General features: G+C 67.6%; 14 protein-coding genes. 7 read left to right on the top strand and 7 right to left on the bottom strand.

Annotated elements, in window-relative coordinates; genetic code table 11:
• Nucleotides 1–9 precede the first annotated feature (9 nt).
• Nucleotides 10–684, top strand: a complete 675-nt coding sequence (locus BLS55_RS10075) for a response regulator transcription factor (protein ID WP_092154839.1) — start codon at nucleotides 10–12, stop codon at nucleotides 682–684.
• Nucleotides 684–1,982, top strand: a complete 1,299-nt coding sequence (locus tag BLS55_RS10070) for a sensor histidine kinase (RefSeq protein ID WP_092154837.1) — start codon at nucleotides 684–686, stop codon at nucleotides 1,980–1,982. Before BLS55_RS10075 ends, BLS55_RS10070 begins: the two co-directional genes overlap by 1 nt.
• Nucleotides 1,983–2,075: 93 nt before the next feature.
• Here the strand turns inward: BLS55_RS10070 and hcp are convergent, their stop codons facing one another.
• From hcp to BLS55_RS10045, 5 genes are all read right to left on the bottom strand, one after another.
• Entirely contained in the window at nucleotides 2,076–3,701 is a 1,626-nt protein-coding gene (gene hcp / locus BLS55_RS10065) for a hydroxylamine reductase (RefSeq protein WP_218970744.1), read from the bottom strand.
• A 90-nt stretch (nucleotides 3,702–3,791) separates the two neighbouring features.
• Nucleotides 3,792–4,142 (bottom strand): cupin domain-containing protein, encoded by a 351-nt coding sequence (locus BLS55_RS10060; protein ID WP_092154833.1) that lies wholly within the window; start codon nucleotides 4,140–4,142, stop codon nucleotides 3,792–3,794.
• 442 nt (nucleotides 4,143–4,584) lie between these two features.
• Nucleotides 4,585–5,271 (bottom strand): Crp/Fnr family transcriptional regulator, encoded by a 687-nt coding sequence (locus BLS55_RS10055; protein WP_092154831.1) that lies wholly within the window; start codon nucleotides 5,269–5,271, stop codon nucleotides 4,585–4,587.
• 37 nt (nucleotides 5,272–5,308) lie between these two features.
• Nucleotides 5,309–6,202, bottom strand: coding sequence for a UbiA-like polyprenyltransferase (locus BLS55_RS10050; protein ID WP_092154829.1), 894 nt, complete (start codon nucleotides 6,200–6,202; stop codon nucleotides 5,309–5,311).
• Nucleotides 6,203–6,278: 76 nt separating this feature from the next.
• Nucleotides 6,279–7,079, bottom strand: coding sequence for a MogA/MoaB family molybdenum cofactor biosynthesis protein (locus tag BLS55_RS10045; protein ID WP_092154828.1), 801 nt, complete (start codon nucleotides 7,077–7,079; stop codon nucleotides 6,279–6,281).
• A gap of 169 nt (nucleotides 7,080–7,248) precedes the next feature.
• On the opposite strand from BLS55_RS10045, the gene queF reads away from it, so the two are divergent.
• The 4 genes from queF to ftsY all read left to right on the top strand — a co-directional run bounded on the left by queF (nucleotide 7,249) and on the right by ftsY (nucleotide 12,229).
• On the top strand, nucleotides 7,249–7,749 hold the full coding sequence (gene queF, locus BLS55_RS10040) for a preQ(1) synthase (RefSeq protein ID WP_092154826.1): 501 nt from the start codon (nucleotides 7,249–7,251) through the stop codon (nucleotides 7,747–7,749).
• Between the two features lie 104 nt (nucleotides 7,750–7,853).
• Nucleotides 7,854–9,563: a lipid II flippase MurJ gene (locus BLS55_RS10035; RefSeq protein WP_257243212.1), complete on the top strand. Its 1,710-nt coding sequence runs from the start codon at nucleotides 7,854–7,856 to the stop codon at nucleotides 9,561–9,563.
• 42 nt (nucleotides 9,564–9,605) lie between these two features.
• Complete coding sequence (locus BLS55_RS10030) at nucleotides 9,606–10,712, top strand: hypothetical protein (RefSeq protein WP_180365447.1); 1,107 nt, start codon at nucleotides 9,606–9,608, stop codon at nucleotides 10,710–10,712.
• Between the two features lie 50 nt (nucleotides 10,713–10,762).
• Nucleotides 10,763–12,229 carry a signal recognition particle-docking protein FtsY gene (ftsY, locus tag BLS55_RS10025; protein ID WP_092154824.1) on the top strand — a complete coding sequence of 489 codons (1,467 nt, stop codon included), beginning with the start codon at nucleotides 10,763–10,765 and terminating at the stop codon, nucleotides 12,227–12,229.
• A gap of 61 nt (nucleotides 12,230–12,290) precedes the next feature.
• On the opposite strand, the gene BLS55_RS10020 is transcribed toward ftsY, so the two are convergent.
• A complete protein-coding gene (locus BLS55_RS10020; RefSeq protein WP_092154823.1) occupies nucleotides 12,291–12,656 on the bottom strand; it encodes a molybdenum cofactor biosynthesis protein MoaE in 366 nt (121 codons plus the stop codon).
• A gap of 105 nt (nucleotides 12,657–12,761) precedes the next feature.
• Between BLS55_RS10020 and BLS55_RS10015 the strand changes: the two genes are divergently transcribed.
• Entirely contained in the window at nucleotides 12,762–15,479 is a 2,718-nt protein-coding gene (locus BLS55_RS10015; protein WP_092154821.1) for an atrophin-1 family protein, read from the top strand.
• Between the two features lie 199 nt (nucleotides 15,480–15,678).
• On the opposite strand, the gene BLS55_RS10010 is transcribed toward BLS55_RS10015, so the two are convergent.
• Nucleotides 15,679–16,026 (bottom strand): DVU0772 family protein, encoded by a 348-nt coding sequence (locus tag BLS55_RS10010; RefSeq protein ID WP_092154818.1) that lies wholly within the window; start codon nucleotides 16,024–16,026, stop codon nucleotides 15,679–15,681.
• Between the last annotated feature and the right edge of the window lie 206 nt (nucleotides 16,027–16,232).

Genomic DNA, 16,232 nt, shown 5'->3' with positions numbered 1-16,232 from the left:
GGAGCGCGCATGTTGCAGACGCTGCTGGTGGAGGACGATGTGGATCTGGCCACCACCATAGTGGAATATCTGGAGCTGGAATCCGTGCTCTGCGACTACGCGGCCACGGGGTCCGCCGGTCTGCGGCTGGCCTTGGGCAACGAGTACGACGCGATCATGCTGGATCTCAATCTGCCGCTTCTGGACGGCCTTTCCCTGTGCGAACGGCTGCGCCGCGAGGGAAACGACACCCCCGTGCTCATGCTGACGGCGCGGGAGCGCCTGGAGGACAAGCTGGCCGGCTTTGCCGTGGGGACGGACGATTATCTGGTCAAGCCCTTTGAGCTGCGGGAGCTGGCGGCCCGGCTGCGGGCCCTGGCCCAGCGGCGCAGCGGGCAGGTCCGGGTGCTGCGCTATGCCGACCTGGTCATGGACCTGGAAGCCCGCACGGTAACGCGCCAGGGGCGCAGCGTGCCGCTTTCGCCCACCGGCTGGCGGCTGCTGGAGGCGCTGCTGCGCCGCGCGCCCCAGGTGGTCAGCCGGCAGAAGCTGCTGCGCGACGTCTGGGGCGAGGACGCGCCGGACAGCGACAGCCTCAAGGTCCATCTTTTCCATCTGCGGCGCGCGGTTGACGCGGCCTTTACCCCCAAGCTGTTGCATACGGTGGCCGGGCACGGCGTAGCCCTGCGCCGGGAGGAAGACTGATGACGCGCAATGTAAGCCTGACCTGGTCTCTGGGCCTGACCTTTCTGGCCGTGGCCCTGCTCATCATGCTGGGCTACGCCCTGCTGGCCCTCAACTTTTTCGGCAAAGGGCTCGACAGCGTTACCTCGTCCAATCTGGCGCGCTCGGTGCGCAGCTTTGTGGCGGCCATGCCGGAAGGCCCAGGGCGGGGGCTGCTGGAAGTTAACGGTCTGCAGATCGCGTCCTCCTGGGAAAACCTGCCCGCCGAGGTGCGGGCCAACCTTGCGCCCCCCCTGCGGGAAGGGGAGCTCTACAAATACGATCTGGCGCGCTGGCCCGCGCCGCCCAAGGAATTCAACTTCGTCATGCGGGTGCGCGAGGGCGGGCGCGACTACTATGTGCGCCAGCGCCTGACGCCGGAAACGGCCTCGCCCCTGGTGGGCCGCCAGATGCGTGAAACCCTGCGCACCCTGCTGGGGGTCAGCGCCGTAACCCTGGTGGTGCTGTGCCTGTTTACCTGGCTGATCATCCGCCGGGTGTCGCGCCCGGCCAGGGCTTTGTCCGCCTGGGCGGCGTCGCTCAACGAAAGCGGGCTTAAGGAAACGCCGCTGGACTTTTTTTATCCGGAGCTCAACCGTCTGGCCGGGCTTATCCGGAACAGCCTTACGGCGGAGCACCGGAGCCTGGAGCGGGAGCGGCTGTTCTTGCAGTACAGCAGTCATGAGCTGCGCACGCCCATCAGCGTGGTGCTGGCTTCCGCCGAGCTGCTGCACAAGATTATGGACCGCCACGGCAGCGTCCGGGAGACGGAAAAGGACATTCTGCGGCGCATTGAGCGCGCGGGCCGCACCATGCGCCACCTGGTGGAAACGCTCCTCTGGCTGGGACGCGACGTGACGGAGCTGCCGCCCTCCGGCATGGTGGACCTGGCCGCGCAGACGCAGGAGGTTGTGAACGAATCGCAGTACCTCTGCGCGGGAAAGAAACTGGATGTGGTGGTGGAAACTTCGCCCTGGGCGGCCCCGCTGCCGGAAGCCGCCGTGCGCATTGTGCTGGGCAATGTGGTGCGCAACGCCCTGCAGCACACCTTGCGGGGCATTGTCCATATCCGCCAGCACGGCGGCAGCGTCACGGTGGTCAACTATATGGCGCGGGAAGGGGATGCGGCGGGCGATATGGGCTTCGGCCTCGGCCTCGGGCTTATTGAGAAGCTCTCCGCCCGGCTGGGGTGGGGGTATGAAAATCGGCGCTTCCCCGGCCGCAATGAGGTGGAAGTGCGGTTTGCGCCGCTCAGGGCGCGTCCTCTGTCCCTGCCCTGAGCGGCGTTTTTACGGCTTTTTGCCGCGCGGTCGCGCGCTGGCGCGCGCGTTTTGCCGCCCTTGGGAACATATGTCCTCAAGGGCGGCATGCGCTTAGCCGAAGAAGGCCTTGAGGTCGTCCTGCGGGGTAGTGATGCCCGCGATGTTGAACTGCTCCACCAGCACCTTGGCCACGTTGGGCGAGAGGAAGGCGGGCAGGGTGGGGCCCAGGTGGATGTTCTTCACGCCCAGGGCCAGCAGGGCCAGCAGCACGATGACGGCCTTCTGCTCATACCAGGCGATGTTGTAGACAATGGGCAGGTCGTTGACGTCCTCCAGGCCGAAAACTTCCTTGAGCTTCAGGGCAATGACGGCCAGGGAGTAAGAATCGTTGCACTGCCCGGCGTCCAGCACGCGGGGGATGCCGCCGATGTCGCCCAGATCCAGCTTGTTGTAACGGTATTTGGCGCAGCCCGCCGTGAGGATCACCGTATCCTTGGGCAGGCCCTCGGCAAATTCCGTATAGTAGGAGCGGGACTTGGCCCGGCCGTCGCAGCCCGCCATGACCACGAACTTCTTGATGGCGCCGGATTTGACGGCCGCCACCACCTTGTCGGCCAGGGCCAGCACCTGATTGTGGGCAAAGCCGCCCACGATCTGGCCGCGCTCGATCTCCGTGGGCGGCGGGCAGGCCTTGGCGTGGGCGATGAGGGCGGAAAAGTCCTTGCGCTCGCCCACTTCGCCGGGAATATGCTTGCAGCCGGGAAAGCCCACGATGTCCGTGGTGTAGATGCGGTCCTTATAGCTTTCCTTGGGCGGCACCAGGCAGTTGGTGGTCAGCAGCACAGGGCCGTTGAAGCTCTCAAATTCTTCCTTCTGCCGCCACCAGGCGTTGCCGTAGTTGCCCTTGAAGTGGCTGTATTTCTTGAAGGCCGGATAGTAGTGGGCGGGCAGCATCTCGCCGTGGGTATACACGTCCACGCCCGTGCCTTCGGTCTGCTCCAGCAGCATTTCCAGGTCGCGCAGGTCGTGGCCGGAGATGAGGATGCCGGGCCGGTTGCCCACGCCGATGTCCACCTTGGTGATTTCCGGATGGCCGTAAGCCCCGGTGTTGGCCGCGTCCAGCAGGGCCATGGCCGTGACGCCGGCCTTGCCCGTCTCCAGGGTCAGATTGACCAGGTCGGGCACGCTGAGGCTGTTGTCCAGGGTCTGGGCCAGGGCCTTCTGCATGAAGGTGTCCAGGCCTTTGTCGTGGCGGCCCAGCACGTCCGCGTGCTTGGCGTAGGCGGCCATGCCCTTGAGGCCGTAAGTAATGAGCCAGCGCAGGGAGCGCACGTCGTCGTCCGGGGTGGCCAGCACGCCCACGGCGGCGGCCCTGGCCAGGATGGCTTCGTCGTCCCCGGCTTCCCACAGGGCGGCGTCGGTCAGGCCCGCGGCGTCGGCGAGGCCGGCCCGCAGCTTTTTGGTCATGGCGCAGGTTTCGCGCACGCGCCGGGCCAGGATGTCGTCGTCAAAGTTGGCGTTGGTGATGGTGGCAAAAAGATTGCCCGTCACCAGGCGGTCCACGGCGTGGTCCACAGCTGCGCCCTGGGCGCGCAGGCTGGTGGTCACCTCGCCCAGGCCCTTGGTGGCGTAAACCAGGGCGTCCTGCAGGGCGGCGGTGCGGGGCTTTTTGCCGCACACGCCCATCTGGGTGCAGCCCTTGTTGCCTACGGTTTCCTGACACTGATAACAGAACATGGCGTTGCTCATAATATTTTCCTCTTGCGCTCCGCGCGGCGGAGGTTGCGCGCCCGCCAGGGGGGGCGGCGGGCGTTCGTTGTACGGTGGCTACTTCCCGGCTTCGGGGGCAAAAATGACGGTCAGCAGCATGGCGCTGCGCTCCAGGGCGCGCACGGCATGGGGCTGGCCCGCGGGCATGACGATAACCTCGCCTGCGCGCACGGGCTGCGTTGTCCCGGCTATGGTCACCTCCAGCGCGCCTTCCAGCACCTGCACCAGGGCGTCGCCTGTGGAGGTGTGGCTGCTGATTTCCTCGCCCGCGTCAAAGGCGAACAGGGTCAGGCCCACGGCCGGATTCTGCACCAGTGTCTTGCTGGCGATCTGACCGGGGCGGCACTCCACCTGCGCCGCCAGGGGCAGCGGGGCGGCGTATTCCAGATTCTTGAAGAGGCGTTGCATAGAGCCCTCCTTGCCGTTTCAGGGTGAAAAATGCTCTTGCCTGACGATGTTGTTGTAGCAGGGGGAGGGCCAGGGTTCCGTAACAATTGTTACGGGAGGCGAAAAATGTGAAAAAAGTTTTTGGTGCGGATTGTCGTGGTTCCGGGAGCCTGGCCGCAGGCAGTGCCCAGACCGGCGGCTGGTTTGCCCTGCGGGTACGGCGGCGTTTCTGTTGCGTTTGGGCTGCGCCGTGCACGCGACCGCGCCCTTTTACGCCGCTCGCAACCGCCGGGGAAAGCCTGCCGGAATGGCAGCGCACGGGGTACTCATGGTCAGGGTACGCCTGCTGCGGCAGCTGTGCAGGGTAACGTTTTTTGAAGGGGATGGGGGGTGTGGGGGGAAGGGGGGACTTTTGTTCACAAAAGTCCCCCCTTCCCCCCACTGATTTTTCCGTAAAACTACGCTACTCCGGGTATTCGCAGAGGCGGCGCAGGGCGGCGGGGTCGGGCAGGCGGATGTGCCTGCCGTGCAGTTCCAGGAGGCCTTCGTCGCGCATGGCGGCCAGCTCGCGGGAGAGGGAGGGGCGGGTCACGCCCAGAAATTCGGCCATCTGTTCGCGGTTCATGCCGGGAATGGGGCTGCCGTCTGGGCGGCGGCGTTCCAGAAGGAGCCCGGCCAGTTTGCGGCGCAGGCTGCCGGAGGAGAGCAGGGCCACCCGCCGGGTGAGGGAGAGGGCCTTGTGGGCGAAGATGCCCAGCATGTTGCGGATCATGCGGGCGTGTACGGTGCAGCCTTTTTCGCAGGTGGCGTAAAAGAAGCGGCCGGGGATGCCCAGCACGCGGGCCGGGCTTTCGGCCAGCACGCTGCAGCCGTAGCTGGCCTGGCCCAGGAAGACGTAGACCTCGCCGAAGAGGTCGCCCGGCTGGTCGATGTGGGCCATGACCGCCCGCCGCCCCTGGGCGGATTCGCGGCAGACGCTCACTGCGCCTTCCAGCAGGACGTACAGGCGGGCGGGCGGGTCCGTTTCGCCGAAAATAAGGCTGCCTTTGGCGTGGGCGGTAATGGCGGCCCCGCTGCAGGCGAGGCAGCGGCGGGCTTCCTCCGGCGTCATGCCGCCGAAGAGGGGGCAGATGCGCAGGGCCTGCTCCATGTTGTCCTCCTTCCCCAGGCGGGGCCGCGCGTTTTTGTTACATATAGATGCCCAGCAGCACGCCGGCCAGCACCACGGGCGAGATAATGCCGTTGAGGGTAAAGAAGGCCGTGTTCACATAGCGCAGGTCCTGGGGCCGCATGAGGCGGTGCTCCACGAAGAGCAGAACGACAATGCCGGCCCAGAGGACGTACCAGGGCCAGGCAAGCCCGGCGGCGCAGCCCGTAAGCAGCAGGAAGATGGCCGTCATGGTGTGGGCGAAGGCCGCCAGCAGCAGGGCCGCATCCGGGCCGTAGTCGGCGGGCGCGGAGTGAAGATCGAAGGCCTGGTCGAATTCCAGATCCTGAAAGGCGTAGTAGATGTCGAAGGCGGCCACCCAGAAGGTGACGGCAAAAAAGAGCAGGATGGCAGGCAGGCCCAGGGCGGCGGGGTTTACGGAGAGCCAGCCCGCCAGGGGGGCCAGGCCCAGGGTGGCCCCCAGCCAGAAGTGGCAAAGGGGGGTAAAGCGCTTGAGCAGGCTGTAGGCCGCGGCAAAGAGCAGGGCGGGGATGGAGAGCCACAGGCAGACCGTGTTGAGCGCCGCGCAGCAGGCAATGAAGATCAGGGCCATGAGCGCGATGAAGGCCCAGGTCTGCCGGGTGCTGATGACGCCGGTGACCAGGGGGCGGTCGCAGGTGCGGGGGTTGTCCCGGTCAAAGGGCAGATCCGCCAGGCGGTTGAAGGCCATGGCAAAGGAGCGCGCCGCCACCATGGCCAGGGTCAGAAAGATGAGCGCGCGCGCGGAGGGCAGGCCTTTGGCCGCCAGGAAGGCCCCGGCCCAGGCGTAGGGCAGGGCGAAGACGGAATGCTCTATCTTGACCATGCGGCAGATGTCGCCGAACTGGCCGAAAGGGGTGGACAGAGTGAAGCCGGATGACGGCAGAAGGCGCATGCTGGGTTCTCCTTGACGCAGTGGGGGCGCTGGGTAGTGCCGCAACGGTTGGCGCGGCGGCGCGGGGGATTGGGGGTTATCCGCCGCAGTCGGCGGGGTCTCCGCGCAGTTTGGCCAGGGCATGGGGCAGGGCGGGCAGCACGGCGGCCAGGTTTTCGACCACGGCCTTGCGGCTGCCCGGCAGGTTGACGACAATGCTGCGGCCCAGCACGCCCGCGGCCGCGCGCGAGATGACGGCGTGGGGCGTTTTGGCCAGGCTGGCGGCCAGCATGGCCTGGGTAAAGCCCGGCAGGGGCACGTCCAGCAGGGCCGCCGTGACCTGCGGGGTGACGTCGCGCGGGGAAAGCCCGGTGCCCCCGGTGGTGCAGATGAGGTCGTAGCCCTGGTTCAGGGCCAGATCCGTGAGCAGGGCGCGCAGCTCCGCCGGTTCGTCCGGCAGCAGAAAGCCCTGGCAGTGGCAGAGGGGCAGGGCCGCGCCCACGGCGGCGGCAATGGCCGGGCCGCTCAGATCTTCGCGCTGCCCGCGCGAGCCTTTGTCCGAAAGGGTCACCCAGGCCAGGCTCAGGCCCTCCTTGCGGGGGGCGAGCTCCAGCGGGCCTGCGGGCAGGTCGGCCAGGGCCGTGAGCAGCGGGCAGTGGGCGGCAGGGAGGCTTTCGCCCGTGGGCGGCGTGGGCAGCCAGATGCGGCCTGTAATTTGGAAAAGCGGCGTGCCGCAGGCCCCGTGGAGGCTTGTGCCCACGTCCAGCCGGGGCAAGGCCCAGGGTTCCGGGGCCAGCAGGCCGTGGCCGGGGCAACAGGCCGCATCCAGGGCGGCGGGCGGCAGCAGGGGCAGACACTGCCCCGGCGCGCAGGCGTGGATGTGCAGACGGATGTTCATGCGTGTTCCTCAACTGCGGAGGCGGCGTCAGGGGGCGCGCCGCGACGGACGTATTCCCACATTGTAGCCGCAAGCGCGATGGGTTACAAGGGTGGGAACGCGCCGTGCATTGCAGGCGGCGTGCGGCCGCGCCGTGGGGCGCGGTACGATCAGCGTAAGGAGTTTGCCCATGACCAGCCGCAGCCAGGACCGCACCGGGGAGCTCAAAATCCTCGGTTCCGGTCGCCTGCACGCCCCGGAAGGCGGCCCCAGCGTCGCTTTGCTGGAGTCCTTTCCCAATTGTTTTCCGCAGCGCCCCTATGTGGTCAGCTTCACCTTTCCGGAATTTACTTCGCTCTGCCCCGTGACCGGCCAGCCCGACAGCGGGACCATCACGGTGGAATACATCCCGGACCAGCGTTGCGTGGAATCCAAGAGCTTCAAGCTCTATATGTTCGCCTTCCGCAACCATCAGTCGTTTATGGAAACCATCACCAATACGGTGCTGGACGATCTGCGCGCCCTCATGGACCCTTGCTGGTGCCGGGTCAAAGGGCTGTTCGCCCCGCGCGGCGGCACCCGCATCCACGTTTTTGCCGAGGATTTCAAGGCGCTGCCGGAAGAGCGCGACCGCCTGGTGCGCGCGGCCGTGGCCGCCTGGAAAATGGAGCCCGATCCGCACCGGCCCTGAGGCCTGGCCCTGAGCTCCGGCCTTGGGAGTTCAGCGGCAGAGGCGCGCCCTGAGCGACGCGGTTGCCAAGGGGCGGGCACACGTTTCTGGCGCGGGGAGGCCCCGTGAAGGACAGCACGGAGCGGCTTGTGACGGAATATCCACAGCCTTTGGCGGCGGCCGCGGCCCCGCCGACGGGCCTGGCCCGCACGGCGGCCCGGCTGGGCGGCTATGCCCTGGCCTCGCGCCTGCTGGGGCTGCTCCGGGATATGAGCATGGCCTGGCTTGCGGGCAGCGGGCCCGCGGCGGACGCCCTGGCCGCCGCCCTGCGGCTGCCGCACATTTTGCGCCGTCTGCTGGGGGAAGGTTCCCTTTCCATGAGCCTCACGGCGGCCCTGGTGCGGCAGTGCCGCCCGGATACGGCGGCGGGCCGGGTCTGCCTTGGGCAGGTGGGCCGCGCCCTGGCCGTGCGGCTGGGCCTGCCGCTGACCCTGCTGACCCTGCTGGCCGTGGCGGCCGCGCCCTGGATAATGGCGGGCCTCGCGCCGGGCTTTGCCGGGCCGGAACGGGAGCGGGCGGTCTTTTTGCTGCGCCTGTGCCTGCCCTACGGGCTGGCCGCGGGCATGGCGGCCCTGGGCACGGCCCTGCTGCACAGCCTGGGGCTTTTTCGGCTGCCGGGGCTTTCGCCCGTGCTGTTTAACGCGACGGCGCTGGCCTTTGCCGGGGCCGCCGCATTGGGGGCCCTGCCGCCGGGCCCGGCCTTTGCCCTGGGCATGAGCTGCGCGGGCCTGGTCCAGTGGGGTCTGCTCTGGTGGGGCGCGCGGCGCGCCGTGCGCGGGCGTCAGGCCGGAGCGTCTGCTTTTCAGACTGGCGCGCACGCTTCTCAGGCCGCTGTGCGGCCGGGCCGGATGGCCTGGCGCTGCCTTTCCGGCACGCCCGCCGGGCTGGCGGGGGCCTGCGCGCCGCAGCTCTGCCTGCTGGCGGCGGCGGCCCTGGCCTCAAGCCTGACGCCGGGCCTGGTGGCGAGCCTGTATTATGCGGAGCGCCTGCTGGAGCTGCCCCTGGGCCTGGTGGGCGTGTGCCTGGGCACGGCCAGCCTGCCCGCCCTGAGCCTTTTGGCGGCGGAAGGGCGCTATGCGGATTTTGCGGCGGCCCTGGGCACGGCCCTGCGCCTGACCCTGCTGCTCAGTCTGCCCGCCACCGCCGGGCTGTGGGCCGTGGGCGCGCCCCTGGTGCGGGGCCTGTTCTGCCACGGCGCGTTTGACGCGGCGGCCGCGCAGGCCACCTGGCTGGCGCTGGCCGCCTCCCTGCCCGGGCTGCCGGCCCTGGCCTGCAATCGCTCTCTGCTGGCGGCCTGCAACGCCCTGGGCGAAGAGCGCCGCACGGCCCTGAGCGCCCTGGCCGCCGTGGCGGCCACCCTTGCGGTGGGGGCCGCGCTGGTACATAGTTGCGACGCCGGGCTGTTGCCCCTGGCCCCCGCTCTTGCGCCGCCCCTGGCTGCGGGCGCGGGGCTCTGGGTACAGACAGGCCTGCTGCTGCGCACGCTGGTTGGAGCTCTGCAACGCGGCGGGGCGTCGGTCGGTCTGGCCGCCTGCCTGCCCGGCGGGGCAGCGCTGCTGCGACAGGGGCTGGCCGCCCTGGCCGCGGGCCTGGCGGCGCGGGCGCTGATGCTGGCCGCGGAGGTTTGGTCTTCGGCGGCGGGTCCAGCCCTGGCTTTGGCCCTGTCCTTGTCCGTGGCCGGCGGCGTGACGGCCTGGGCCTTGTGTCTGCTGGCCCTGCGGGATGGAGACATGCTTGCCCTGTGCGCGCGGGTGCGCGAGCGGGCGCATTTATAATTCAAGGAAATGCGGGGGGCCGTCCCCCCGGCGGTGACTGCCATGCGCCACATTTTTGCCGTCAGACGACGCCGACTGGCCCTGATCATTTGGGGCGCGGGTCTGCTTTTGTTTCTGCTTCTGGGCGTCTGGAACATCAATGCCGACAAGGAGGAGACCGCCAACCGCCTGAGCGGCGATGCGGGCCGCATGGCGGCCCAGCTGGCGGCCCTGCTTTCCCTGCCCGCCTGGGAGCTGGACGAGCTTACCGCCCGCACCATTGTCATGGCCGCCATGGAGGACGAATCCATCTACGCCATCAAGGTGCAGACCGCGCGGGGCATGCTGGAAGGTCAGCGCCGCAACTACCAGTGGGAACCCGTGCCCTGGGACGACGAAATTACCGAAGACAGCGTGCAGGGCATGAATCCCTTGAAGATGGAAGGCCGGGTGGTGGGCTCCGTGGAAGTGTACCTTTCGCCCCGGGTGAGCGACGAGGATCTGGCCCAGAAGGCCCGGCGGGAGGTCTGGCGCTTTGCGCTCACGGCCCTGTTTGCCACGGGCGTGCTTGCGCTGCTGCTCTGGCAGTGGGGCGATCTGGATCGCCTGCGCGGCCTGGTGCGGCGGAACCGTGGGGATGCCCTTATGGGCGTGGTCGGAGCGACAGCCGCGCAGGAGCCTGCCGCGGCTGCGGCCGCAGAGAGCCTTGCGGGGACGGCCGCGCCTGAAGCGGACCGCTCGGCCGCTGCGGCCGCAGACGACGCCCTGAGCGCCGGGGCCGTGATCAGCCCGGCCCTGGGGCGGGCCTTTGCCCGGCGCAGGCCCGAAGCCTGGCGGGTGACGGCCGCGCTGTTCGGCCAGACCTTTGCCCACGCGCCGTCCCTGTTGGGCCGCCTGTTTGAGGAGGGGGACGCGGCGGGTCTCTGCCGGCTGGGGCAGGTGCTGGAAAAGGCGGCTCCGGCCGTGGGTGCGGAGCGCCTGGCCGCGGCGGCCGCCGCCATGCAGGCGGCGCTCAACGATCCGGACTGCGCGGCCCCGGCCCTGGCGGTGGAGCAGTGCCTGCACGCTTTGGAAGATGTGCTGGCGACCCTGAACGGCCCTGCAGAAAGTGCGGCTGCGGCCGCCAGCCAGCCTGTAGCCGCGAGGCCTGCGGACAAGACGGACGTATAAATCCAGACGCCGGGGCGCGGCCCCGCGCGCAGCTATAGAGGGAGAGCGGTATGGGATTTTTCAGCGCCATCAAAAAAATATTCGGCAACGGGCCGGAGGGCGCAGCCCCGGCGGCGACCCCGGACGCGGCTCCGGATGCGTCCCCTGATGCGGTCACAGAAGCTGCACCGGCCATGCCGGACGAACGCGCCCAGGAAAAATCCGCTGCGGCAAAACCCAGCGCTGGGGGCGCGGCCCCCACGGGCGCGCCTGAAAGTGGCGGGGTGCAGACCGCGGCCCCCGCAGCGCCCACGGAGGAAGAGGCCGCCCTGACCCTGCGCCTGCGCGCGGCCGCGCCGCGCCTTTCCGTCTGGCTGGGCATTGTGCTGGAGGGCGTGGAAGAAGCCGGAGACGCGCTGTGGCGGCGGCTGTTTTTTCTGTTGCGGGCCCTGGACGCGCCTGAGGCCGAAGCTCAGGCCTTTGTGCGGGATTTTCAGGACTGGCTCGCCCGCATGGACTACAGGCTGGTGGAGGAATTCCGCTCCGAGCTCCAGTACCGCCTGGCCCTGGCCCTGGACCTGGAGGACGAGGAGGACGAACGCAGCCGCCTGTTCCTGAAGATCAGCGAAGGGCTCAGCCGCACGCGGGAGCAGCTGGCCCGTGGGCTGGATACGCTCTTTGCCGGGCACGGCGAGCTCAACGAAGCCTTCTGGGAAGAGCTGGAAGAGCTCTTTATTATGGCCGACCTGGGTTACGAGCCCGCGCTGGAGCTGGTGGAGCGCCTTAAGGAGCGCGCCCGCAAAGAAAAGGTCACCCAATCGGAAGGCGTGCGCGAGCTGCTCAAGGCCGAGCTGGAGGACATTTTCCGCGCACCCCGGCGCATTGCGGCCGTCAATCCGCCTGAAGTGGTGCTCATGATCGGCGTCAACGGCGTGGGCAAAACCACTACCATCGCCAAGCTGGCCTATCGGGCGCGCATGCAGGGCAAAAAGGTCATGATCGCCGCGGCGGACACCTTCCGCGCTGCGGCCATAGAGCAGCTGCAGGTCTGGGCCGAGCGGGTGGGGGCGCTGTTCCACGCCCGCCAGGCGGGGTCGGACCCCGCGGCTGTGGCCTACGAGGCCGTGGAACGCGCCGTGAAGGAAGGGGTGGACGTGCTTTTTGTGGATACGGCGGGCCGCCTGCAAACCAAGGTCAATCTGATGGAGGAGCTCTCCAAGATTCGCCAGGTGCTGGGCAAGAAGCATCCCGGCGCGCCGCACCGCAGCATTCTGGTCATTGACGCCACCACGGGGCAGAACGCCCTTTCCCAGGTCAAGCTCTTTAAGGAAGCCGCCGGGGTGGACGAGCTTATTCTGACCAAGCTGGACGGCACGGCCAAGGGCGGCGTGGCCATTGCCGTGGCCATGCAGCACCATTTGCCCATCACCTATGTGGGCCTGGGCGAAAAGCTGGAAGATCTGCGCCCCTTCAACGGCGCGGACTACGCCCGCGCCCTGCTGGAAGCGCCGTCAAGTTCCGCGCCCGCCGGCCGATAAGACCGGCAGGGGCGTCTGCCCCGGCGCGTCCCGCGTTTCCCCCGTGGAGGAAGGGCGGCGGTCAGTCCTGGCCATATTCCTGTTTGATGACGGCCTCGGCTTTGACTCTGTCCAGCAGCTCGGCAAAGGTGGCCTTGACGTGTTCGCGGATGTCGCCGGCCACCACCAGAAAGAGCAGGTCGTCTCCGGGGCGCAGCAGGCCCTCGGCGCTTTCGGCCAGGATGGCGAAGATGCCGGGGCGTTGCGCCATTTCCTGGCAGATGGCGGTTATTCTGGCCCTGTCCGGGGTGACGCGCACTTTGGTTACGGGGCTGTGGTCCTTGCGCGACCAGGCGCGCACCACGCCGTTGTGCACCAGCATCATGCCCACATGCTCGGCAAAGCCGGGGCGGGCTTTGAGTTCCTGCAGCGTTTTGTTTATATCCATGGCTACCGCCTGGGTTGCGGCCAACGGCACGGGGGGCCGCGCCGGGAGCCTGATTGCGGAGCCGCATCCTAACCTTTTTCGGTCGGTTTTCAAAGGATAGTGTGCATGGCGCAGTTATCGCAATTATTGGCCCGTCTGCCGGAATGCCGGGAAGTGCGCATGAGCGCCATGGGTCATGTGCTCTGGGTCTGCTGGCAGGGGGAGCTCGCCCCGGCCGTGGGGCAGACCCTGCTCAACTACGGCGGCATGCAGGTGGGCGCGGCCTCGGAACAGGCCCTGTGGTTCTTTTTTACCGACGACGTCTTTCTGGCCTTGGCGCGGCTGCAGGTCTGGGGCAATTTCAACGAGCTTTCGGCGGGCATTGAGCTCATGCCGGGGCGGCTGCAGCTGGGCCGGCGGCAAGAGGCCAACGTGCTGCTGGACGCGGCCCTGCAGAACCAGGAAATGCTGGTCACGGACAAGCTGGACGTTTGGGTGCACCCCAAAAGCCGGGAAGGCAAAAACACCCTGCCGGGCATCAGCTTTGAGCGCCACGCCGCCCGTCAGGGCATGGCCGCCGCTGACTGGTCCGGCATGGTGGTGGACGTGCGCATGCCTTACGCCTCCACCCAATCCTGGTTCGCCATTCTCCACCCCTTGGGCAGCCCGGTGGACAAAGCCTTTCAGAGCGGCTGGAGCGCCATGTTCAAAAGGCTGGAGACCCTGCTGCAGCACCTCAAGATCAAGTCCATCGTCCACGAAACCTTTGTCATGCTGGCGCTGGAAAACCTGCTCATGCTGCGCACTTTTCTGCGCGATTATCTGCACAGCTTTGACAAGGAACACAGCGAAGGGGGTTACTGGCCTTGCGTCTGCGTGGTGGCGGACCGCAACAATCTCAATTTTAATATCGACCTGCCCAAGAAAATCGGCCTGCAATGGGATAACCTCATGCCCGATTTTCCCTACCTGAGCTACCGCAATGCCTATCTGCTGGGCGAGGGCTTTACGGTGCAGGATCTGCGCTACACGGGCGAGCAGATGTCTGTGGACAACTGGTGCAACGTGCTGCTGGACGAAAACAGTCTCAGCGGCCGCTCCATCCCCCTGCTCATGCCAGGGCAGCTCACCGCAGGCAACGGCGTGGGCTGCTTCTACTGCGGCGTGCACAGCCACGAGGCCGCCCAATGCCCCACGCGGACCAGCCCGCCCAGCCGCCCCGCGGTCTGGGACAGGCTGGCGGAAATGGATCTGGAAGCCGTCAACGAGGGCTTTCGGCAGATTGAACAGGGCTTGGCGGCGAAGGGCGTGGCGGCCTACGCCGCGCTGCTTGCCGGGGGCGACCCGGCGGCCACGGTGCTGGAGGCCGTGCTGGACCTCAACGGCGCCTGCCAGCTGCGTAATGTGCCCCGGCGCTGGCTCTACCGCAGCCACGACCCGGACCTGGAAGGGGAAACCCCCGCCCGGGACGACAGCCCGGCCTGGGCACTGCTGGACGCCCTGGCCAGCACCGCGCCCGAAGGTCTGGGCGACCTGGAAAAACGGATCGTCCAGACCATTGCCCGCCACCAGCGCGACCCGCGCCTGCGCATGGTGCTGGCCTTTGCCCAGGTGGAGCGGGGCGAGCCAGGGCGCGCCTTGGACAGCTTTCGGGAGGCGGCGGCCCTGACCCCTTCCCCGGCCCTGCAGACCTGGAACGAATTTCTGCAGGCCCGGCTGGCCGAGGAGCAGGGGCAGTTCGGCTCCGCCATTGAGCAGTATGCCCAGGTGTGGCGGGTTATGCCCCAATGGCGCGAGGCCAAATACCGGGGCATTGTCTGCAAGGTCAAAATGGGCTTTACCGAGCCGGTGCTGGATCAGATCGTCAAGCTGGTGCGGGAAGAACCGGCCTACTTCAACCGCGTGCTTATCGACCCCGCCCTGGAGCGCGGCCGTCTGCTCATCCTTTCCGCCCTCTACGACCTGTGGGAGGAGGCCCGCAAAAAGGCCGAGGCCGAGCGCGTCTGCATCAACGATCTGCGCGCCCGCCTGGACGCCTGGTTCCCCGCCGACCATCCCGTGCAGCTCCAGCTGGGCGAGAGCCTGGGCAAGCTGGAGGCCCTTTCCAACGTCAGCAACTATCTGGCCTTTCTTAAGGTCGTGGAAGATCGCCCCACGTTGGAAAAAGAACTGGACGCGGCCATTGAGCAGCAGGTGGAAGACCTGCGCAACCGCTACAAATACTACCTGGACATTCTGCAGGAGATCCGCGACGAGGCCTCCTGGTTCCCCTTCCCCACGGCCCTGCGCGACTTCAGCCGGGAGTTCAACGCGGCTGCGGGCGTCATCAACCGCGCCTTTGCCTGCAACTTTCGCGAGGCGGAATCCTTCAAGCGCGTGCAGGCCGAAACCCCACGCCTGGCGGAGCTGCTGCGCGAGCTGCGCAAGCGCCTGCAAACCCTGCGCATGGTGCGGGACGGCACCCTTTTTGGCCTGACCATGGCCCGCACTTTCATCTGGGTGGAGGCCGTGGGCCTGCTGCTCTGCTTTATCGGCGTGCCCGTGGTGGTCTTCTGGGGCGACGCCCTGGGCCTGGGCTGGCTCAAACGAATCTTGGGCGCGGACCAGTGGTCCATCCAGAAGGTGCTTATCCTTATTGTCAGCGTTATTGCCCTGGGCGTGGCCGCCCTGCGCACCACCCTGACCTTTGACCGCAAGCGGGAAAAACTGCTGGAACAGGCCAGGGAACAGCGCGAAAAGGCCCAGCGCGTCCGGCTGGAAAAAATCAAGCGCCAGCGCCGCGCCGAGGCGGAAAAAGCCGCCCGCGAGCGCGAGGTTATGGCCGCGCGGGCAGCAAAAAAATAGCGGTCCACAGCGGGCGGGGCCTGCCGTGGACCTGTGGGCGCGCAGCGCCGTTGCGCGCCAGAGGGCTTTTTGCACACAGAAAAAGCGTCGGAACCGGTTGCAGGCCAGAGCGTTTCAAGGGCGAAATGCTCTGGCTAGTCCGGTTTCCGGCGCTTCTGCCGCGCGGGCAGCCGCCCTGCGCCGCAGAGCGAAGGCCGCGTTATTCCTGCCCCAGCTCGTGTCTGAGCCAGGCCTTGACGGCGGGCGTGGGCGCGCTGACGCCGCGCCAATGACCGTGGGCCTGGTAAAAATCCGCCAGCAGGTTCTGCGGCAAGGGCACGACAATAAGATCCTCGGCCTGCTCGGAATTGCGCCGCACCAGGCGCACCACGGGCGGGTCTTGCCAGCTGTCCACCACAAAATAATGGGAAACGTCGTCCTTGGAGCGCACGGGTGGGTATTCCGCATGCCAGTCGTTGTTGCCCCATTCCAGATACATGGTCACGGCGTGTTCCGGGGTCAGGTTCCAGTCGATGTCATAGAGCGCAAAATCCTTGAGCTGGGCCATGGTGACCTCCTCGGCGTAAGTTTCCCGGCAGTCCGGTGGCCGTTGCCTTTGCGAACGTCTGCCCGCAAGGCGGGCGAGACGCTCGCTCCGGCGCTTCGCCGCGCAGCAAAGCTGTGCTTGCGCCTTTGTGGCGGGCGTCTGCGAGCGCGGCCGCCCGCGCATTTCAAGGTTGAACTGCGCTGGCCTTTGCGAGTTTTAGCAATAAC

It is taken from the genome of Desulfovibrio legallii (genome assembly GCF_900102485.1).
Lineage (GTDB): Bacteria > Desulfobacterota > Desulfovibrionia > Desulfovibrionales > Desulfovibrionaceae > Desulfovibrio > Desulfovibrio legallii_A.
Note: the sequence above shows the minus strand (reverse complement) of the source record. Positions and strands in the feature narration are given on the sequence as shown.